Annotated in this window: 17 protein-coding genes; 12 read left to right on the top strand and 5 right to left on the bottom strand. The window is 58.2% G+C overall.

Annotation, left to right across the window (positions count from 1 at the left end; translation table 11 throughout):
* Positions 1-2: 2 nt before the first annotated feature.
* The 3 genes from AC2FFB_RS17170 to AC2FFB_RS17160 form a co-directional block, all read right to left on the bottom strand.
* Positions 3-2405, bottom strand: a complete 2403-nt coding sequence (locus tag AC2FFB_RS17170) for a GcvT family protein (protein WP_496714064.1) — start codon at positions 2403-2405, stop codon at positions 3-5.
* A 111-nt stretch (positions 2406-2516) separates the two neighbouring features.
* Complete coding sequence (locus tag AC2FFB_RS17165; RefSeq protein ID WP_496794166.1) at positions 2517-3146, bottom strand: glutathione S-transferase; 630 nt, start codon at positions 3144-3146, stop codon at positions 2517-2519.
* 18 nt (positions 3147-3164) lie between these two features.
* A complete protein-coding gene (locus AC2FFB_RS17160; protein ID WP_496698819.1) occupies positions 3165-3695 on the bottom strand; it encodes a class I SAM-dependent methyltransferase in 531 nt (176 codons plus the stop codon).
* A 200-nt stretch (positions 3696-3895) separates the two neighbouring features.
* Between AC2FFB_RS17160 and AC2FFB_RS17155 the strand changes: the two genes are divergently transcribed.
* Genes AC2FFB_RS17155 through AC2FFB_RS17135 form a run of 5 tightly spaced genes read left to right on the top strand, consistent with a single transcriptional unit; the run spans position 3896 to position 11105 of the window.
* Positions 3896-5668 carry an ABC transporter ATP-binding protein gene (locus AC2FFB_RS17155; protein WP_271951542.1) on the top strand — a complete coding sequence of 591 codons (1773 nt, stop codon included), beginning with the start codon at positions 3896-3898 and terminating at the stop codon, positions 5666-5668.
* Complete coding sequence (locus AC2FFB_RS17150; RefSeq protein WP_496875223.1) at positions 5661-7571, top strand: ABC transporter substrate-binding protein; 1911 nt, start codon at positions 5661-5663, stop codon at positions 7569-7571. The genes AC2FFB_RS17155 and AC2FFB_RS17150 overlap by 8 nt, the downstream gene beginning before the upstream one ends.
* A gap of 14 nt (positions 7572-7585) precedes the next feature.
* A complete protein-coding gene (locus tag AC2FFB_RS17145; protein ID WP_271951540.1) occupies positions 7586-8614 on the top strand; it encodes an ABC transporter permease in 1029 nt (342 codons plus the stop codon).
* Positions 8611-9765 carry an ABC transporter permease gene (locus AC2FFB_RS17140; protein WP_281995905.1) on the top strand — a complete coding sequence of 385 codons (1155 nt, stop codon included), beginning with the start codon at positions 8611-8613 and terminating at the stop codon, positions 9763-9765. The genes AC2FFB_RS17145 and AC2FFB_RS17140 overlap by 4 nt, the downstream gene beginning before the upstream one ends.
* The gene (locus tag AC2FFB_RS17135; RefSeq protein WP_496690377.1) at positions 9762-11105 is read left to right on the top strand and encodes a CoA transferase; all 1344 of its coding nucleotides are present in this window, start codon (positions 9762-9764) and stop codon (positions 11103-11105) included. The genes AC2FFB_RS17140 and AC2FFB_RS17135 overlap by 4 nt, the downstream gene beginning before the upstream one ends.
* Positions 11106-11202: 97 nt before the next feature.
* On the opposite strand, the gene AC2FFB_RS17130 is transcribed toward AC2FFB_RS17135, so the two are convergent.
* The gene (locus AC2FFB_RS17130) at positions 11203-13578 is read right to left on the bottom strand and encodes a mechanosensitive ion channel domain-containing protein (RefSeq protein WP_496714062.1); all 2376 of its coding nucleotides are present in this window, start codon (positions 13576-13578) and stop codon (positions 11203-11205) included.
* 368 nt (positions 13579-13946) lie between these two features.
* Between AC2FFB_RS17130 and AC2FFB_RS17125 the strand changes: the two genes are divergently transcribed.
* From AC2FFB_RS17125 to AC2FFB_RS17095, 7 genes are read left to right on the top strand one after another with little or no spacing between them, the layout of a single operon-like run.
* A complete protein-coding gene (locus AC2FFB_RS17125) occupies positions 13947-15161 on the top strand; it encodes a glycosyltransferase family protein (protein ID WP_185956733.1) in 1215 nt (404 codons plus the stop codon).
* Positions 15158-16405: a glycosyltransferase gene (locus AC2FFB_RS17120; protein ID WP_496714061.1), complete on the top strand. Its 1248-nt coding sequence runs from the start codon at positions 15158-15160 to the stop codon at positions 16403-16405. Before AC2FFB_RS17125 ends, AC2FFB_RS17120 begins: the two co-directional genes overlap by 4 nt.
* On the top strand, positions 16405-17481 hold the full coding sequence (locus tag AC2FFB_RS17115; protein ID WP_282027598.1) for a glycosyltransferase family 4 protein: 1077 nt from the start codon (positions 16405-16407) through the stop codon (positions 17479-17481). Before AC2FFB_RS17120 ends, AC2FFB_RS17115 begins: the two co-directional genes overlap by 1 nt.
* Positions 17478-18062: a histidine phosphatase family protein gene (locus AC2FFB_RS17110; RefSeq protein WP_282027597.1), complete on the top strand. Its 585-nt coding sequence runs from the start codon at positions 17478-17480 to the stop codon at positions 18060-18062. The genes AC2FFB_RS17115 and AC2FFB_RS17110 overlap by 4 nt, the downstream gene beginning before the upstream one ends.
* Complete coding sequence (locus AC2FFB_RS17105; RefSeq protein ID WP_282027596.1) at positions 18059-19207, top strand: glycosyltransferase family protein; 1149 nt, start codon at positions 18059-18061, stop codon at positions 19205-19207. Before AC2FFB_RS17110 ends, AC2FFB_RS17105 begins: the two co-directional genes overlap by 4 nt.
* Positions 19197-19970, top strand: a complete 774-nt coding sequence (locus AC2FFB_RS17100) for a polysaccharide deacetylase family protein (RefSeq protein ID WP_282027595.1) — start codon at positions 19197-19199, stop codon at positions 19968-19970. The genes AC2FFB_RS17105 and AC2FFB_RS17100 overlap by 11 nt, the downstream gene beginning before the upstream one ends.
* Positions 19967-20443 carry a class I SAM-dependent methyltransferase gene (locus AC2FFB_RS17095; RefSeq protein ID WP_496690380.1) on the top strand — a complete coding sequence of 159 codons (477 nt, stop codon included), beginning with the start codon at positions 19967-19969 and terminating at the stop codon, positions 20441-20443. Before AC2FFB_RS17100 ends, AC2FFB_RS17095 begins: the two co-directional genes overlap by 4 nt.
* Here the strand turns inward: AC2FFB_RS17095 and AC2FFB_RS17090 are convergent, their stop codons facing one another.
* On the bottom strand, positions 20444-21583 hold the full coding sequence (locus AC2FFB_RS17090) for an alpha-D-ribose 1-methylphosphonate 5-triphosphate diphosphatase (protein ID WP_496690381.1): 1140 nt from the start codon (positions 21581-21583) through the stop codon (positions 20444-20446).
* Positions 21584-21633: the final 50 nt, after the last annotated feature.

Raw genomic sequence — 21633 nt, 5'->3', positions numbered from 1 at the left:
TGTCAGCCCCGCATCGCTTTGCCCTGTGGATCATAGGGCGACGGCGCGATGACCCGCGCAGGTCGTTCGACCCCAACCACATGGACAGACAGTTCAGTGCCTGGTGCGGCCTTGTCACGATTGACCAGCGCCATCGCCAGGGACTTGCCGGTGTAGTGGCCATAGCCGCCCGAGGTGACAAAACCCACGTGCTCTGCCCCTGACCAGACAGGTTCGTATCCGCTGGCATCTGCGTCCAAAGCATCAACCTCAAGCGTCACCTGAACCTGCGCAGGACCATTGCCATCGCGTTCGGCCAAGGCGGCCTCTTTACCGACGAAATCCTTGTCCCAATCGATCCAGCGATCCATACCTGTCATGCCCGGCGTGTACGCTTGCGTGAATTCCGCCGACCAGATGCCAAAGCTCTTCTCAAGCCGCGTGGACAGCATCGCGTTGAAACCGCACTCGCGGATGCCCGCGTCGGCCCCGGCCTCAAGCAACATCCGGCGCAGCTTGATGTGATCGCCATAGCGGCAGTTGATCTCATAGCCTTTTTCACCAGTGACTGACATGCGCGCAACGCGAGCCCTGACAAGACCGATATCAAAATCACCACAGCCCATGAATTTCAGGCCCGAGACGTCCTGCTCGGCCAGTTTTTGGATTACTTCCTGCGATTTCGGCCCGACCAGACCGAACCCGCAATACTCCTCGCCCAGATCGCGAACCTCGACTCCGTCGATCATATGATCGTCGAACCAGCGCATATGCCAGGCGCGCAGGTAATAGCTGCCCATGATCCACCAGGTGCCATCGCCCCAATTCAGAACGGTCAGATCCCCTTTTAGCCGCCCATTCTCACCCAGCATTGGTGCCAACTTGGCCAGTCCCGGCGCGGGCAGTTTCGAAGCCATCACGTGATCCAGCCACAGCTCGGCATTTGGTCCGGTGACCTCGAACCGGGAAAAGCCAGAGATGTCCATCAGGCCGACGCCCTCGCGGATCACCTTGCATTCCTTGGCCACGATGTCATGCGCGTTGGATCGCTTGAGGGTCGGCGTTTCTTCGAACCCTTTCGGCGCGAAGTACAGCGGCACCTCAAGGTCCCAGCTGACACCCCATTTGCATCCCGCTTCAGTCATCGCGTCATGAGCTGGCGCCATCTTCAGCGGACGACCGGCAGGCAGCTGTTCGTTCGGATAATTCATCACGAAACGGCGGGAATAGAATTGCCCGGTGGTTTCACGGATATAGCGTTTGTTCTGGGCAAAATCGCCATAGCGGGCAATGTCCATCGGCCATGCATCGGCCTCGGGCTCGCCATGGATCATCCACTCAGCCAGCGTTTTGCCAACGCCGCCGCCCTGCAGGAACCCGGCCATGACAGCGCAGGCGGTCCAATACCCGCGTTTGCCTGGAACCGGCCCGACCAGCGGGTTACCATCAGGCGAGAATGTAAACGCCCCGTTGACCCAGGTTTTGATGCCGACATTCTGGATCGACGGATAGCGTTCAAAGCCCAACGTCAGTTCATTCTCGATCCGGTCAAGCTGCTCCTGAAACAGTTCCTCGCCATAATTCCACGGCGCGCCGTCCATGGCCCAATGTTCATGGTCGACCTCATAGATACCGACCAGAACGCCCTTTTGGTCTTGCCGCATATAGGTGAACCCCTCGAGGTCCACGGTCATTGGCATCTCAAAATCCGCCGCCGCCACTTCGGGTACTGTATCCGTGATCAGATAGTGATGTTTCAGCGGCGACACTGGCAGCTCAACACCCGCCATGCGCCCGACCTGCTTGGCCCAAAGCCCCGCGGCATTGACCACGTGCTCGCAAGTTATTGTGCCCCTGTCCGTCACGACCTGCCAGCCATCATCGGTCTGGATCAATTCCTCGACCTTGGTCTCCTCGTAATACTCGGCACCGCGTTTCTTGGCGGCAGTTGCATAGGCCTGAACCGTACCGGTCGTGTCGATATAGCCCTCTCGATCGGCCCACATCGCGCCCAGAACGCCGTCAGTCGACATGATGGGACAGCGCTTTTGCGCCTCTTGTGGGGTCAGCAATTCGCAATCATCGATGCCGATGGACTGGAATATACGATAGTTGGCCTGCAGCCACTCCCACCGCTCGGGCGTTCCAGCCAAAGTCAGACCACCAGTCATGTGCAGGCCGATATTCTGCCCGGATTCCTTTTCGATCTCGCTGAGAAGGTCGATTGTATAGGCCTGCAGCGATGCCATGTTCGGATCCGCGTTCAGCGCGTGAATACCGCCCGCCGCGTGCCAGGACGATCCCGACGCCAATCGCCGCCGTTCCAGCATGACCACATCTGACCAGCCGAATTTGGCCAAGTGATACAGAACCGAGGCGCCCACAACGCCGCCACCGATGACCACAACGCGATATTGAGATTTCATTATGCTCTCCCCTGCATGACTCGAGGGAGACGCTAGTGATACTGTTCACACCTGTCTAGACATTTCTGTACAGTGCAAGTGAGCAAGTTCAGACAGCTCAATTTCAACGCCTTAAAGCTGTGCGCTTGGACGCGATGCGATCTTGTCGAACCAAGACAGCGTCGCGGTATTTTCCTGTGGAATCCGCATCTTGATCACACGGGCAAAGTCAACGAACACAAAGGTCGAGATATCGGCCAGCGTGAACTCAGCCCCCGCAACAAACGCACTATCCTTCAGCCGCGTTTCAAGCAAATCGAAAAACCGGCCAACCCGGTCCATGCCACGCTGTGCCAGCTCGGGTATCTGGGCATAGTTCGCCGGGCCAGGAACCGCCCGATCCTTGAACGCGGGATGGGTGTTGCGCAGAGCCTCAGCAATAGGCACTCCACCCTGCTGCTCGACAATGCTGTTCCACATCAGGACCAGCCCCTTTTCATCTGGCGTACGTCCCATCAAAGGTGGTTCGGGAAAGCGCGCCTCAAGATAGGCGGCAATGCCCAGGTTTTCGGTCAGCGTTGCGCCCTCATCCGTCACCAGAACAGGGATCGTCGCATTGGGGTTTACTGCAAGGAAAGCGTCATCCAACTGTTCCGCCTTTGCAATCGAGATATTGCGCGTTTCAATCTCCAGCCCTTTTTCTGCGATGAACATGCGCGCGCGGCGCGGGTTTGGAGCGGTCGTGCAATCATAGAAAAGCATTTGGCAACCCTTTCGCACTCAGCGGCGGTAGATGAAACAACGTCCGTCTACCGCATGCTCAGGCAAGGGCATCTCGGTCAGGTTTTCGAAATACATCCGGTCGCTGGACACCATCAGCCCGCCTTCTGCCAACAACGGTTCTATCAGGGGGGAAACCAACCGCGCGAAAGCATCGTTCTTGTCCCTGTTATGGCCGCCAAGATCCGCATGGATCAAACTGGCCGTCGCCCCAAACCGTTCCAGCGCCGCAGGCAGAGTCTCACGCACATCCCCCAGAATCACCAGATCCTCGGGCGGGGTAGAGTCCGGATGGGAGGCCACGGCGCGCTCGAAAACATAGACCGGACGGTTTTGAATGTACTGAACCATGTGATGATAAGTACGACCATTCCCCAATCCCAGCTCGAACACCGGACCGGACATGGTGCTTGTCTGTGCAATGGCATGGTCCAGGCAGGCACGCTGCGACACCATACGGTCGATGAACAGGTCAAGACGGCTTTGGGGATCGGGCACTGGGAAATCTCTCCTTGATATTTGACGACACATAACCTGTGACCGACATCGCATGTGATGACAAATCCTCAAGGCATTGTGTAGGCAAATCGGCCTCAGTTTCACGTTTTCGCGACATTTCACCCTAAGAACGGGTTTGACTATACAGGCACAACCGCGCGAAACTGCGACAAAAAACACAGGGAGTTGATCAAGCCTATGCCGAGCTACGGCCTAACGGGTGGAATACCCGCATGACTGCGTTGTTGTCTGTCCGGGACCTCAGCATCGGATTTGGTGCCGGAGAGTCTGTGGTTCAAGGCGTCAACTTCGACGTCGAAGCGGGACAGACACTTGCGCTTGTGGGTGAATCAGGGTCGGGGAAAACGATCTCATGCCGGGCTGCGTTGCGCATTCTTCCCCGAGCAGCCCAAATTCGAAGCGGCACGATTACTCTAAATGATTCCAAAGGTATAGAGGAACTGACTCAGATCAGCGAGCGTCAGATGCGCGGCATTCGCGGCAATCGGATCTCGATGATATTTCAAGAGCCGATGCGCTCGCTCTCTCCCCTGCACAAAATTGGCAATCAGGTCAGCGAAGTTCTTTGGCTGCATCGCAATGCCTCCGAGGCACAGGCCCGCAAAACGGTTCTGGAACAGTTCGAACGCGTGGGTTTTCCAGACCCTCAGCGCGCCTATGATTCTTACCCGTTCGAGCTGTCCGGCGGGATGCGCCAACGCGCCATGATCGCTATGGCCATGGTTTCCAAACCGGAATTACTGATCGCGGACGAGCCGACGACAGCATTGGACGTTACGACACAGGCCCAGGTGCTGGGGCTGATCAAGGAGCTTCAGCGTGAAACGGGAATGGCACTGATCCTTGTGACCCATGATTTGGGGGTCGTCGCCAATATGGCCGAACAGGTCGTGGTCATGCACAAAGGCCGCGTGATGGAGGCTGGAGCTGCGGCACCGATCCTGACCAGCCCTGCTCACCCCTATACCCAACAGTTGTTCAACGCCGCGCCCGAGATTCCGGATCAGGACGCGGTTGGCATCCCGATGCCCGACGAAGATCTGATCCTTCAGATGAAGGCCGTGTCGAAAACCTATACGATGCGATCCAGCAAGGGCTGGCAGGGCGAACGCCTGATCCATGCCTGCCGCGGAGTCGATCTGAACCTCGCGCGGGGCAAGACGCTGGCGATCGTCGGCGAAAGCGGCTCGGGCAAAACTACGGCCGCCCGCATCGCACTAGGGGCTGAGCCGCCTGATCCGGGCGGAGAGGTTCTGTTTCGAACCTCCCCCGATGAAGAAGCGATCACCGTTCACAAGATGACCCGGACCCAGCGCACCGCGTTTCAGCGCAAGGCGCAGATGGTGTTTCAGGATCCCTACAGCTCTCTCAGCCCTCGCATGCGCATTCAGGATGCGATGACCGAACCGTTGGAGATTCACCGTATCGGATCGACCGCCGAGCAGCGCGAAAAAGCGGCCGAGATGCTGACACGTGTTGGCCTGAACGCCGATATGCTGAAACGCTATCCCCATGCTTTTTCCGGCGGCCAAAGACAGCGCCTGTCGATTGCCCGCGCAATGATGCTCGACCCTCAGCTTATTGTCTGTGACGAACCCACTTCGGCTCTGGACGTATCGGTTCAGGAACAAATCCTGACGTTGCTGGAACATTTGCAGGACAGCCTGAATTTGTCGTATTTCTTCATCTCGCACGACCTTGCGGTCGTTGCACGCATTGCCGACGAAGTTGCTGTGATGCGTCGTGGGCTTGTCGTGGAACAGGCCCCGCCTGAGACACTGTTTTACAACCCTCGTCACCCTTACACCAAGGCACTGATTGCTGCGCAGCCAGAGCCCGACATCAACCGCCCCATCGACCTGAATTTGGTTGCTTTGGGTGCTGGTTCACCTGACAGTTGGGATGACGCCTTCCGATTTACCGACTCCGTGGTACCTTCATTGGTAGAGATGGAGCCCGGCCATAAGGTACGATGCCATGTTTAAGACCACTCGCCCGCTGTTACTGGCCGTTGCGCTGGCCGCAACATGGGCCCTGCCCGCCACGGCAGACATGCCCGAGTTGCAAGAAAGTACTTTCTGGGAAACCGAAGTGAATGCGGGGAACCTTCCCCCCATACAGGACCGAATTCCCGCCGAACCCCTGATTGTGGATCTTGCTGCAAAAGGCAGGGAATTCGGCAAACAGGGCGGCACTTTGCGCACAATGATTACTCGGTCCAAAGACATCCGGCAGATGGTCGTTTACGGATACGCCCGCCTTGTTGGGTTCGACCAGACCTATCAGGTCGTTCCAGACCTGCTTGAATCCTTCCAGAACGACGACAACCGCAAATACACCCTCAACCTGCGTGAAGGTCACAAATGGTCGAATGGCTCTCCGTTCACTTCCGAGGACTTCCGATACTGGTGGGAGGATGTGGCAAATAATGAACTGCTCAGCCCGTCGGGACCACCGGATTTTCTGATCGTCGAAGGCAAGACTCCGACCGTGACCTTCCCCGATGAAACGACCGTTGTGTTTGAATGGGAAGATCCCAACCCCGGCTTCCTGCAGGCTCTGGCACAAGCGCGCCCGCCTTTCATCTACCGCCCTTCCGAGTTCCTGAAACAGTACCACGAGAAATACGCTGACGCAGAAAAGCTTGCCTTTCAGGTTGAAGATGCCCGCGTCAAAAGCTGGGCGGCTTTACACAACAAACTCGACAACCTTTACAAGTTTGACAACCACGAGTTGCCAACCTTGCAGCCCTGGTTGAATGCAAGTTCGGGCAAAAAGATCCGTCACAACTTTGTTCGCAATCCCTATTTTCATCGCATCGACAGCCATGGGGTGCAGCTTCCCTATATCGACGTGGTCGAGATGGAGATCGTGGCCGGGGGTCTGGTTGCTGCAAAAACCAATGCTGGCGAATCCGATCTACAGGGGCGCGGACTGGCGTTCCGCGACGCTTCGATCTTGAAAAAAGGCGAGGCTGGTGGAGACTACAAAACCTTGCTGTGGAAAACCGGGGTTGCCTCACAGATCGCGATTTACCCCAATCTGAACTACGAAGACGAAGCATGGCGTGCCGTTTTGCGTGACGCGCGTGTTCGCCGCGCGCTGTCTCTGGCAATCGACCGCAATACGATAAATCAGGCGCTGTATTTCAAACTGGCCCATCCCGCCGCGATGTCGGTCTTGCCCGCTTCGCCCTTCTTCAACGAAGAAAACGCAAAGGCATGGGCACAGTACGACATCGAATTGGCGAATGCGCTGCTTGACGAGGCCGGCCTGACCGAACGTGACAAGAACGGCACGCGGCTGTTGCCGGATGGCCGCCCGATGGAACTGGTCATCGAAACTGCAGGTGAGCGGCAAGAGGTCGAAAACGCCTTGCAAATCGTCACAGACACATGGCGCGACATTGGCGTCGATCTTATTATGCGCCCATTGGACAGGGACATTCTGCGCAACCGGGTGTTTGCCGGCAGCACAATGGCGTCCGTCTGGTACGGCTGGGATGACGGCATCCCGCAACACCACACCTCACCAGCTTATCTTGCCCCTACCGATCAGGTGTTTTTGGCCTGGCCAAAATGGGGGCAGTACCATCAGACCGGAGGCGATGTTGGTGAGAAACCCGATATGCCCGAGGCCGAGCGCCTGATGGAACTGGCCCATAACTGGGAGGTCGCCTCGACTGATGAGGAACGCAAGGCCGCATGGGATGAGATGCTGAAAATCCACGCTGACCAACTTTATGCCATTGGCATTCTGAACGGTGCGCCTCAGCCTATCGTCGTATCGAACCGCCTGCGCAACGTCCCCGAGCAGGCCATGTGGGCCTGGGAACCCGGCGCACATTTCGGCATTCACCGGCCGGACGAATTCTTTTTCGCCGACTGATCAGGAGCAGCTACATGGTCATGCTGCGCTATGCAGTCTATCGCTTTTTCACGATGCTGCTGACCCTTCTGGTGGTGTCGGTTCTGGTATTCGTGATTATCAACCTGCCCCCGGGCGACTATCTCAGCAATCAGATCGCTGAACTGCAGGCGTCCGGACAATCGGCGGGTGTGGCCAAGGCAGAATTCCTGCGCGCGGAATATGCTCTGGATCGCCCCATGTGGGAGCAATATCTGATCTGGATCGGTTTCTGGCCTGGCCCGCATGGGTTCGATGGGCTGGTGCAAGGCAACTACGGCTGGTCCTTTGAATTTGACCGCCCTGTCGCAGAAATCGTGGGCGACACGCTGTGGCTGACCGTCGTGGTCAATCTGGCCGCCATCCTGTTCGTATATGCGGTGGCCTTGCCACTGGGTGTCCTTGCAGCCGCGAAGTCGCGGACCTGGATCGACTATACCTCGGCCTTTGTAGGCTATTTGGGTCTGGCAACGCCGAACTTTCTACTGGCACTAATCCTGTTTTACTATGGGCACCGCTATTTCAACCTACCAATCGGAGGCCTGATGGACCCGTCCTTTGAAGGGCTGCCGATGAGTTGGGAAAAGCTGAAATCCATCCTCGTCCATTTGATCGTACCGACCTTTGTGATCGGCACATCGGGCGCCTCGGCCATGATGCAGCGGCTGCGGGCGAATATGCTGGATGAGCTGGGCAAGCCCTATGTGGAAACCGCCATTGCCAAAGGCATGGCCCCGTCACGGATGCTGACCAAGTACCCGCTGCGCGTGGCCTTTAACCCCTTTGTCGCGGATATCGGCAACCTGCTGCCTTCGATGGTGTCCGGCTCGGTTCTGGTATCGGTTGTTCTGGGCCTTCAGACCATCGGCCCGACATTGCTGACGGCGCTGAAGACCCAGGACCAGTTCCTGTCCGCCTTCATCCTAATGTTTGTGGCTTTGCTGACACTGATCGGTACGATGATCTCTGACATTCTGCTGGTCATGCTGGACCCGCGCATCCGATATGAGGGGCGTGAAGCATGACCCAACATCCTGATGGTCGCTATGTCGACGACGCCCCATTCGATCCCGATGCCGCCCTGCAACAGCTTGAGCGCGCCGATTTGGATGCTCCGAACTGGATTCTGGTCTGGCGCAAATTCCGAACCCACAAGCTGGGCCTGATTTCCGGCGTCTTCCTGTTGCTGTGCTATCTCATGCTGCCCTTTGCGGGTTTCATCGCGCCTTATGGCCCGAATGAACGTAATGACGAGCACCTCTATGCCCCGCCGCAAAGCATCAACTGGTTCCATGAGGGCAAATTCATCGGGCCTTATGTCTATTCGATGGTGGCCGAGGCGGATCTGGAGACCTTCCAGTGGAAGTTCGTTGCCGACACCGACACACCGCGGCCAATCAAGTTTTTCTGCGAAGGGGCCGAGTACAAGCTGGCGGGTCTGATCAAGTCGGACACGCATCTGTTCTGCGCGCCTGAAGACGCGACTTTGTTCCTTTGGGGGTCGGATCGTCTAGGCCGTGATGTATTCAGCCGTATCCTCTTTGGCGCCCAGCTGTCATTGACGGTGGGTCTGATCGGGATTTCAGTGTCCTTCTTTCTTGGTATCCTGTTCGGCTCGATTGCGGGATATTTTGGCGGCAGAATCGACTGGGTGATTAACCGTATAATCGAAATTCTGCGCTCACTACCTGAATTGCCCCTTTGGCTCGCGCTATCAGCGGCGGTCCCCTCGAATTGGAGCCCGGTCGCGGTATTCTTCATCATCTCGATTATCCTGGGGATTCTCGACTGGCCTGGCCTTGCGCGATCTGTTCGTGCCAAATTCCTATCGTTGCGCGAAGAAGAATACGTACGTGCAGCCGAAATGATGGGAGCAAGCTCGGGCCGGGTGATCCGCAAGCACCTGCTACCCAACTTCATGTCGCACCTGATCGCATCGGCAACCCTGTCGATCCCGGCAATGATCCTGGGCGAAACGGCGCTCAGCTTCCTTGGGCTTGGGCTGCGCGCCCCGGCCGTCAGCTGGGGTGTGATGCTGAATGATGCGCAGAACCTTGCGTCGATCGAGATCTACCCCTGGACGGCCATCCCGATGCTGCCGATCATTGTCATCGTGCTGGCATTCAACTTTCTGGGTGACGGGCTTCGTGACAGCCTGGATCCATATCAGCAATGACGCTGTTATCCGTACTGCCATCACCCGAAGGGTATCGGACAACCGGCACCGGAGCCCGACCCAGCGTGTATGCAGTCTCCGAACTGGCGACCGCCAGCTTTGCGGCTGTTGGTCAGGAACTGGCACGCCTGATGGGCGCGCTGAACCTGACCCAATGCCCGCCCGAGATTTTGGTCGATCACCGGTTGGCGTCTCTCTGGTACGGATATTCTTTCAAACCCGATGGCTGGGAAATGCCCAACCTCTGGGACAGTATCGCCGGTGATTACCTTGCCAATGACGGTTGGATCAGATTGCACACGAACCTGCCTCAGCACCGTGCGGCCGCCCTGAAAGTCCTGAAGGTCAAAGGAGATCGGGACGCGGTTACAAAGGCTGTTGCAACTATGTCGGCAGCCAGTCTTGAAAACGCTGTCGTGGCTGAGGGCGGTGTCGCAGCCGCCATGCGCAGCCGCGGGGAATGGCAGGATCATCCACAGGGGCGCGCGGTTTCACGGGACCCGCTGATCGGATGGCACAAACCCCGACAGATTAAGCTTCGCGACCGGCCAGAGGCAACGGCCAAGCGCCCGCTGGCAGGTCTGCGCGTGCTTGATCTGACCCGCGTTCTGGCCGGTCCGGTTTCAACTAGAACTCTGGCGGGGTTCGGGGCAGAGGTTCTGCGCATTGATCCTCCGGACTGGGACGAGCCGGGTGTGATCCCGGATATTTCTCTGGGTAAGCGCTGTGCCTATCTGGACCTGAAATCCCCCGCAGGGATCGAGTTGCTACACGGCTTGCTGACCCAGGCGGATGTCTTCATTCACGGCTATCGCCCTGGCGCATTGGACGCGCTGGGCCTCACCCAAGCCAAACGGGACGAGCTTGCCCCGAACAGAGTAGAAGTCACACTGAATGCCTATGGCTGGCAAGGCCCTTGGTCTTCGCGGCGCGGATTTGACAGCCTCGTACAGATGAGCAGCGGGATTGCCGATGCAGGTCGGGTATGGGCCGGTGCAGACAAGCCGACACCCCTGCCGGTGCAGGCGCTGGACCACGCGACTGGATATCTGATGGCTGCCGCCGTCCTGTCAGCATTGTCCGAAGCCGCGAAGGGTGCGCCGATCATGCAGGCCCGATTGTCGCTGGCACGCTCGGCTGACCTGCTGACCATTCTAGGCAAGTTCGACACCAAGACAGAAATTGGCGCTTCGGTTCCTGCTGATTTCACGACCAAGACCGAAACCTCTGGATGGGGACCGGGCCACAGGTTGAAGCCCGCGCTCTCGGTTGGTCCGGCCCAGATGTCGTGGGACCTGCCCGCAAGCAAGCTGGGCACGTCGAGCGCCACCTGGTCATAGCCCTACGCCTACACCCTCGCCGGCAGCCGCGCGGTCCGGCCCAACGCTTTGGAAGGGGTCTCGTCAAAGACGCAGCCCAAAGAGGCGGGTGCGGTCCCTAGCGATCGTCGCCTCCAGGACCGATATCGTCCAGATAATCCTCGTCGATGGCCGCATGCACTGCACCGGTCACCGCTTCGCGTTCCTGCGGTGTCAGGTTTTCGGCCTCTTTTCCGTCAGCAAGCCTGACGGTCACCTCACGATGAGCAAACTTGATCCCTTCGCGAGCAAACAATTCGCGGATATCCTGATAGACCTTCTTACGCACCAGCCACTGATCGCCCGGCTTGGTCATGAACTTGACCCGAATAATCATCGCCGAATCCTGCATTTCGATCACGCCCTGCGATTTCAACGGCTGGATAAAGTTATCCCCAATCACCGGATCGCTCAAAAGCTCTTGGCCCAAATTCTTGATGAGTTTCCGTACTTTTTCGACATCGGTGTCATAGGTCACCCGCAGGGGCAGCTTCATGATCACCCAATCACGCGAATAGTTGGTAAGAACCTTGATCTCGCCAAAGGGGATCGTATTCAGTGCGCCCAGATGGTGCCGCAACTGGAACGACCGGACCGAGATTTTCTCGACCGTCCCCTTCACATCGCCAATGTCGATATATTCGCCTTTGCGGAAGGCATCATCCATCAGGAAGAACGCGCCCGAGAATATATCCCGGACAAGCGTTTGCGACCCGAACCCAACGGCCAGACCCACGACACCGGCACCGGCGAACAGCGGGCTGACATTGATACCCAATTCCATCAGGACAATCAGAACGATGGTCACAACAACAACCGCCAGAATTGCGCCACGGAACAACGGCAGCAGTGTCGCAAGACGGCTTTGCCCGCCTTCCCCGCCCTCGTCGCCCAGTTCAACCTCTCCACCGGCTACGTCTTCTTCCTCAGCAATCTTGGTATCAATCCAGACACGGAAGAAATGGAACAAGATGTAGCCCATGAACAGGATAACCATCACGTCCAGAGCCCGTTCAATAGGTAGGTCTTCGCTCCAGCTTGCGTCAGGATTCCAGATCACAACCAGAGCATATAACCCGACGACAAATGCCAGGATACCGGCCACACGTCGCGCCAGATCCTCATAGGTGACGATCGAGTGCTTTCTCTTTTCCGCTTGCGGGGTTTGAGGAACCTCATCCTCTTCAACACCGACACCAGTCTCTGCGTTCAGCTCTTCAATCTGGCGATTGCGGACGAAGTAGCGTTCAAGCAGATAGTTCATCGCGCCATAGGCAATGACCACAGACATGAAGATGGCATAGCTGCTGGCAACAATCGGAATGGAATTCTCGTTCTCAAGCACCAGATCAACAGCCAGTTTGAACCAGCTGAACACGATATAAACTGCCAGAACCGGCGCCCAGGCAATCGATATCAGGCGCAAAATCCAGGATACCTGTTCCTTTGACCGCCCGCCTCGGATCGCGTTCGAGATGGCGCGCGCGTTGAACAGAATCATCAGAACATTGCCCAAGGCGCCAAACATGGTCAGGCCGCCATAGACCATCGCATAGACATTGTAGTTCAAACCAAAATCCGCAACCCAGGTAGAAAACAATACCACCGAGATATCATATGTCGCGATTGCCGAGGCCCAGACGTAAAGGCGTTTTGCCTCCCGGTCGGAAAAGGGCGGCAGCCGGTACTGACTGAGGTAAGGAGACAACACCATACGCCAAAGATCGGAAACTGTGCGTGCAAGAAAGAATGCCGTGAATATGGCGGTGGTCGTGAACTGAATCGAAAGATCTTCAGCCTCGCCAAAGATCAGATAGCCCACGATCAGGGCCATCAGCATCGCGAAGATCGTGGCCCCAACACCCATGAAAAAGCGAAAGACCAGAAAGGGCATTTTTTCGCGATAGCCCTGCGGATCTTCTTTTGACCGCGCCACCACCATCCTTTTTGCAAGACGCTTGCCGTAGATTTCTATCGACAGCCAGCGCCCCAGAAGAAGGAAGAGTATATTCCAGCCCAACACTTCGACATAGGTCTGTATTCGGCCGTCCGGGCTGGTCTCTCGCAAAACATATTGCACTTCGAAGATCGAATACGGCAAAGCCTGCAGGCGCGACTCCATCGACTCGCGGAACTTCGAGAACCGCTCTTGCGCCTTCATCAACTGTGACCCTTCGGACATCGGGTCATGGGCGATATCGTCGTGCGTCGAGGCGGCATTGCCACCAGATGAGACAAGCTGACCGGCGCTGTCGATGACGATGACGCTTGCACCCGCTTCGGTGGCTGATCGGATCGCGTCAGCCAGTTCGCTTTCCTTATCTGCTTCAGATGTCGTGCCAGACCCCGAACCATACCCGGGTATAAGCGAAGTCTGCGCCGTCGCTTCCGACCCCAGAGATAGCATAGCCACCCAGACGAACAGGGCCATTGCAGCCAATAGGTTAAATCTCATGAATTCTCGCTTCCGGGTCGCATGTTGTCGCAGGTTACAGAAGCTTTCCGAACACTTCAATTTGTGCGCCGCTGCGGTCCCGATAAAGTGCACAGGCGTGTTCCGGGTGCAATGAGTTGGAATCGGATGTTTTCATCCGCTTCAAAACTGAATATGACGGGCTGGGCATACACTTTCGGGCAAGCAGCTAAGGTCTTTGCGCAAAAACGAAAAGGCACCTTGCGGCTTGCCAGAGGAATGGCTGACGTTTTACGCAGTCCCTTCCAGTCGGCGGGTCACAAGGCCCTTTGGCAAGACGGGTGAAAGACGATAAGCTAACAGGTGCCGATGCGCGGACCGACACCAAGACACTTAAGACAGGCGAAGGCATGAGCCTAGGAAGACAAAACGATACTACTGGCCGCGCGCCACGGATCCTGTTCTACAGCCATGACACGTTCGGGCTGGGCCATCTGCGCAGGTCTCGTGCACTGGCCGCCGCAATTACGCAGGCGGATCCAACGGCATCATCCCTGATCCTGACCGGATCGCCTGTCGCTGGCCGGTTCACATTTCCGCGCAGGGTCGACCACGTGCGTCTGCCTGGCGTGACCAAACGGGCGGACGGGTCATACGCGTCTCAGACAATCGGGATGGGGATCGACGAGGTGACCGAGTTGCGATCGGGGTTGATTCAGACCGCCGTTCAGCAGTTTGACCCGGACATTCTGATCGTAGACAAAGAACCCACCGGGTTCCGCGGCGAGCTATTGCCAACACTCGAAAACCTTTTGCTCTCGCAGCGCACGAAACTGGTGCTGGGTTTGCGTGATGTTCTGGATGAACCCGAAGTTCTGGCCGCAGAGTGGGAACGGAAAGAGGCAACTGCAGCGACCGAAAGATTCTATCATGAAATCTGGGTTTACGGGCTGCGTTCGATCTATGATCCGACCAAGGGGCTGCCTCTGAATCACGCGGCCCAGTCGCGCATTCACTGGACTGGCTATTTGCGTCGTGATCTGGGGCCAATCGGTACCCCACCGGAGCAGCCCTATATCCTGATTACCCCAGGTGGTGGTGGGGACGGCAAGGCGATGGTGAACCTGGTTCTTTCGGCTTACGAAAAGGACCCCGACCTGTCACCACGCGCGGTACTGGTCTATGGCCCGTTCCTGTCTGGTGATCTGCGGGACGAATTCGAAACACGTGTGGCTGCCTTGAACGGGCGTGTGACCGCCGTCGGCTTTGAATCCCAGATCGAAACGCTGTTCCACGGCGCGGCTGGCGTCGTCTGTATGGGTGGGTATAATACGTTCTGCGAGGTCCTGTCCTTTGACAAACGCGCCGTCATTGTTCCACGGACCAGTCCGCGTATGGAACAGTGGATCCGTGCCTCACGCGCCGAGGATCTGGGACTGATCCGGATGTTGGACGAGTTCCGTGACGGGCTAACAACCGATTCCATGGTCCGTGCCATTCGCGACCTACCACATCAGCCATTGCCGTCTCAGGCCATTGAACAGGGCCTGCTGGACGGGTTGGACTATGTCACCGGTCGTATTGAGGTATTGCTGAATCAGGAACAGGAACGGGCAACCGGATGACCGCAGGCGCGCCCAATCTGGCGGTGTTGGTCAAAGGGTGGCCGCGCCTGTCCGAAACGTTCATCGCGCAGGAACTTGTTGCTCTGCAAGAGGCCGGCCATGAGTTCGACATCTGGTCCCTGCGTCATCCAACCGATATGAAACGGCATCCGCTGCACGACAGGTTTCGTGGCCAGGTTCGGTACTTGCCGGAATATCTGTATCAAGAACCTCAGCGCATATGGGCTGCCCGCGAACAAGCGCAGCGTCTGCCGGGATACGGCGCGGCCTATAAGGTCTGGCGCGCTGATTTGCGCCGCGATCCCACGCACAACCGCATCCGTCGGTTCGGTCAGGCCTGCGTTCTGGCTGCGGAATTGCCCGCCAGCACACAGGTTCTCTATGCGCATTTCATGCATACGCCCTCGTCGGTCGCGCGCTATGCCGCGATCATGCGCGGCCTTCCGTGGAGCTTTTCAGCCCATGCAAAAGATATCTGGACGTCACCGGACTGGGAAAAATCGGAAAAGTTGCACTCCGACACTTACGGAGCAGCTTTTGGTGCAACCTGCACCGCGATCGGCGCCCAGCATCTGCGCAGCCTCGCCGACGATCCGGCACGGGTTGAACTGATCTATCACGGGCTGGACCTGGGCCGCTTTCCAGCCCCGCCGGAACGCGGCTTACGCCCCGCTGACAGCCCTTTTCATATGCTGTCCGTTGGGAGGTTGGTCGAAAAGAAAGGCTTCGATCGCCTGATTGATGCATTCGCCATGCTGCCGGACGATCTTGACTGGCACTGGACGCATATCGGCGGAGGAAGCCTGAGTGATACTTTGCAGAACCGGGCCGCATCGGCCGGGTTGTCCGGGCGCATCACCTGGAAAGGGGCCTGTGACCAACCTGAGGTCATCGCCGCGATGCGCACAGCAGACCTGTTTGTTCTGCCCAGCCGGATTGCCACAGATGGGGACCGGGATGGCTTGCCCAATGTGTTGATGGAAGCCGCCTCGCAGTATCTGCCGATCCTGTCGACCCCCGTTTCTGCGATTCCTGAGTTTATCGAGACAGGCACGCATGGCGTCCTGACGGATGACGATCCGGACGCGCTGGCAAATGCGATTGCACAGCTGGCGGCCAACCCCGCGCAGGCTGCAGCAATGGCGGGTGCTGCCTATGATCGTCTGATCGCCGACTTCCGCATGGACCCGGGCATAGCGCTTTTGTCTGCCAGGTTAAGCGCGCTGGGCGCGCATAAGAGCTGATGCCGCGCATCGCCTTCTACGCCCCGATGAAATCCCCCAACAGCCCGGTGCCGTCGGGGGACCGGGAAATGGCCCGAAATCTTCTTCTGGCAATCCAAGCCCGAGGGGATGCGGTGGATCTGGCCTCGGACCTGCGCGTATTCGACAAGCACGGCGACAAAGAGGTCCAGGCCAAACTGCGCCATGAGGCTGATGCCGAGGTGCTGCGCCTGACCTGCGACCTGCCTGCTGACACTGCACTATGGGTGACCTATCACAATTATTACAAGGCCCCTGATCTGATTGGACCCCGTGTAAGTACGGCGCGAAACATACCCTATGTTCAGCTTGAAAGCACCCGTGCCTACAGCCGCCTTCAGGGGCCATGGTCAGGGTTTGCCCAAGCGGCCCATCAGGCCTGCGACGCGGCCCGGGTGATCTTTTATCACACCGCCAATGACCTCATCACGCTGGAACGCGAGCAGTTCGGAAATCAGGCGCTTGTCGAGCTTCCGCCGTTTCTTCCCGCCTCCTCGCTGCCGCAGGCCTCTAGCTGCGATGGCCCGATGCTGGCCGTGGGCATGATGCGACACGGCGACAAGCAGGCCTCTTACCGGGTGCTGGAACAGGCACTGCGCCACCTGCAGGGCGATTGGTCCCTGTCTATTGCTGGCGATGGTCCCGCCCGCGCCGAAATCGAAGCGCTGATGGCAAAGTTTGGCACGAAAGTCCGGTTTCTGGGGCAGCTTGATCGCGACGCGCTGCGCAAGGCTTATGCTACCGCATCCCTGATGGTCTGGCCCGGCGTGAATGAGGCTTATGGCATGATCTATCTAGAGGCTCAGGCCCATGGCATCCCCGTTGTTGCACAGGACAGGCCGGGCGTTCGGGATGTGCTGATGCCGTCCGACTATCCTTCGGTTGCTGAAGGGGCCAAGGGGCTGGCCGCAAGGCTGCGCACTCTTCTGGACAATCCGGCACTGCGGTCTTCTCAAGGCAGCCAATCGGCCGCATATATAGCCGCGCGCCACCTGATGCCCGATGCAACTGATCGGTTCTGGACGGCTGTTGATCCTTTGCTGGAGGCATCCACATGAGCAAGCTCGCCCTATTGCGCCACGGGCATACGGCGTGGAACCGCGCCGGGCGCATTCAGGGGCGCAGCGATATTCCATTGGATGAACAGGCTCGGACAGAACTGGCATGCTATTCCCTGCCCTCCCCTTGGGATCAGGCTATGGTCTGGTCCAGTCCCTTGGCGCGTGCGGCCCAGACGGCACAACTGGTTTCAGGGCGCGAACCGTTGAAGTCCGAGGCCCTCATGGAAATGAACTGGGGCGCTTGGGAGGGGCAGCACGGCACCGATCTCATTGCCGATCCCGCAAGCGGTTATCGCCATATCGAGGATTGGGGTTGGGATTTCCTACCCCCCGGAGGCGAAAGCCCCGCCGAAATCTGGCAGCGGCTGGAACCTTGGCTTGCCAGTCTTGGCGAAAATACCGTAGCCGTTTGCCATATTGGTATCATGCGGGTCATTCTGGCCCGCGCCTGGGGATGGGATTTTGACGGCCCCGCCCCCTTTAAGATCAAGCGCAACCGCCTCTATATCGTGGACATGGAGTCCATGCGCCCCGAAACTGACCCTATCCGTTTGATCCGGCAGGAGACCCGCATATGAGGGTGATGATCGTTGTGACCCATCTGCTGGGCACCGGACATCTCAGCCGCGCGCTTACATTGGGCCGGGCCTTTGCCGCTGAGGGTCACAAGGTATTGCTCGTCTCAGGCGGAATGCCCGCGCCGCAGCTGGACCATACCGGGATCGACTTGCTAGGGCTGCCGCCATTGCGCTCGGACGGCACCAATTTCACGCGATTGCTGACGCAAACGGATGAGGCCGCGCATCCTGCCTATTTCGACGCTCGCAAGGTTGCCCTGACAGAGGCGCTGCGGAGCTTTGCCCCGGATGCGCTGATCACCGAGCTGTACCCCTTTGGTCGCAGATCCCTGGCGGATGAGTTTGACGCCCTGTTGGATGCTGCCCACGCACAGGGTCGCCGTCCGGTTATTTTGGGATCAGTCAGGGACATACTGGCGCCCCCGTCCAAACCTGCCAAAGCCCAGCGCACCGAGGAAATCATTCTTGACCTCTTTGACGGTGTCCTTGTCCATTCAGACCCAAGCATGATCCCGCTGAGTGTAAGCTGGCCAGTCTCGGAACGTCTGGCGCATCGCCTGTTCTATACCGGGTTCGTGGCCCCTACGGCACCGACCCCGCATCCCGACGGGATTGGTAAAGGTGAGATTCTGGTAAGCGCTGGCGGTGGGTCGGTGGGCGAGCCGATCTTTCAGGCGGCCATCGAGGCCGCACGAAAGATGCCCAACATGCACTGGCGCCTGTTGGTGGGCGGACAGGACGCCTCGGCACGTATAAAACACCTGACAAAACTGGCTGGCGACGCTCCTGTGACGTTAGAACCGGTGCGCCCGGACTTTCGCCAAATGCTGCCCTTGGCCGCCGCGTCGGTCAGCATGTGCGGTTACAACACTGCGTTGGACATCTTGCAGTCTGGCACACCCTCGGTCTTTATCCCCTTCGACGACGGAAGCGAAGTCGAACAGACTTTGCGCAGCCAAAGCCTGTCGAAGCTCAGCGCGATCGACGTATTGCCGAGTGACCAATTGACCGGAGAAACACTGGCGCAGGCTGTCGAGGCCATCCTAGCTGCCCCCAAACGACCAAGCACCAGCCAAGGTTTCAACGGGGCAGAAAAGTCTGTTGAGATTGTAAGATCACTGTTGGATCACGCTCATGACCGGTGATTGGCACCCCCTGATGACCGAGCTTGATATGTGGCGGCGGGACGGGCTGTCTCTGCCGCTGTGGTGGAGGGATGATGACGCGGTCTGTGTCACGCCACAGTTGGAACGTCTAGAGGCGCTGTCCGCATCACTGGAACTGCCGGTACATCTGGCGATTATTCCGCGTGACGCAGATGAAGATCTGGTTACCCATGTCGAAGGCTCGTCCGCATTGATACCGGTGGTCCATGGCTGGGCCCATCAAAACCACGCTTCGACAAACGAGAAGAAATCAGAGTTTCGACTGCATCGCCCCTTTCAGGACATCCGCAGCGATGCGCGGGCCGGGCTGACCCGGTTACAGAGCCTGTTCCCAGACAAGCTGTGCCCTATGTTTGTGCCACCCTGGAACCGGATCGCGTCAGAGATGGTTCAGGAATTGCCGGGCCTAGGATATCAAATCCTGTCCACTGCGACGCCCCGAAAGGAAAAGATGGCGGCACCTGGCCTGATGCAGATCAACACGCATCTGGACCCGATCGACTGGCGCGGGTCACGGGGGTTGGTCCCTCGGGACAAGCTGATCGCGCAGACTGCTGATCTGCTTCGGAACCGGCGCGAAGGGCCTGCGGACAATACCGAGCCGTTTGGGATCCTGACGCATCACCTGGTGCATGATGAAGATATCTGGTCCTTTACGCGAGACATTCTGACGCGGTTTCTGGATGGTCCGGCGACCGTCTGGACCGCCCCAAAAAACGATAAATCACGGAGACCCGAATGAGCCGATTGGATTCAATGCTGCGCCGCCTGACGGCCCAACGCGACGGGCTGAACTGGGCGGTCGATCAGATTACAGATACGAGCGGCGATATACTGGACATGGGTTTGGGGAATGGCCGCACCTATGATCACCTACGTGAAATTCTACCAGACCGGCGCATCTGGGTCATGGACCGGATTTTACAGTGCCACCCGTCCAGCACCCCTCCGGCAGAGGATTTTCTGCAGGGCGAAGCGGGTCCTATGTTAAAGAAACTAGCAGCCGGTGGCCCGAAAATAGCATTGGCACATTACGATTTCGGGCGCGGTATCAAGCAGGATGATGTGGCTGAGGCGGCGATGCTCAGCCCGTTGATCTCTCAGGTCATGCTGCCCGGTGGGCTGCTGATATCCGGCCAACCACTGGTTGGGTTTGAACAGATCACCGGACCGGAGACCATCGCACCCGACCGATACCTTTTCTACAGGGCCTGATCAGGCCACACGTCGCCCTCGCGACCACACTCCGTTCAGGGCAGGCGCCCCTTCACGCATCCGGAACCGAATGACGTCGGCGCGCGCGCCTGCGCGCAGCTCGCCACGGTCTTCCAGCCCGACCACCTGCGCCGGGGACATCGTAACGGTCCGCAGTCCACGGGCCATGTTGTCCCACATCTCGCCCAGCCGTGCCGCCGACAGCAACAGCGCGGCCGGCACATAGTCCGAAGACAGAATATCCAGATGTCCCAGATCGGCCAGTTCTTTGGCGGCCACATTCCCCGAATGTGACCCGCCCCGGATTACATTTGGCGCCCCCATCATCACCTTGATCCCGTGATCATGGCAAGCCCGCGCCGCTTCGACGGTAGTGGGGAATTCGGCCAGCCGGATACCGTGGCCCGCTGATACATGTACCTGTTCCCGGGTGGTGTCGTCATGGCTGGCCAGCATGGCCCCAAAACGTTTGGCCGCCTTTACGGCTTCCACCTCGTGCTTTTCGCCGTTCCTGTCCCGCATCGCCTTGAGGTCCGCGACATGCTGCTGGAATTCCTTGCCCTCCAACCCCAGCTTTCCTTTCAGATAACTTTCGAGCTTTGAGATATCACGGAATTGACGCTGACCGGGCGTGTGGTCCATCAGTGACACCAGCCCGACACGGTCCTCGAGGCCGAATTCATCCAGTTCTTCGACCAGCGTTTCTGAACACAACTCGGCCCGCAAATGCAAGAAATGGCTGATTTTTAAGGCGTCTTGCTCTCGTAACTGCCACAGCTCGCGGGACAGGCCACGTGCGTATTTGTTGTAGCGCGGACCAGTCGGGATCGACCCGACGCGCATCGCATCGAACACGGTTGTGATGCCCGTGCTGGCCAGTTCGGCGTCATGGGCAAGAATTGCCGCCGCATGGGGCCAGTCGACCTTGGGGCGGGGCTGGATATGACGTTCCAGATTGTCTGTGTGCAGCTCGACCAGACCGGGGCTGACATAGTCACCCTCACAATCGATTGCACCGCTTGGAACCGCCGCGCCTGTATCGATCTCGGTGATGCTGTCGCCCTGAACCCGGACGCTGCCGTTAATGGTTTCGTCGGGCAGGATCAGCGTGGCATTGGCAAGGATCAATTCTTCTGTCATCTGAACTTCACACAGTTTGAGGTATTGGAAGGCCACGCAATAGGAGGCCA

It is taken from the genome of Ruegeria sp. YTSA219 (assembly GCF_059609985.1).
The sequence above is the reverse complement of the archived record's forward strand: the minus strand, read 5'-3'. Positions and strand labels throughout refer to the sequence as shown.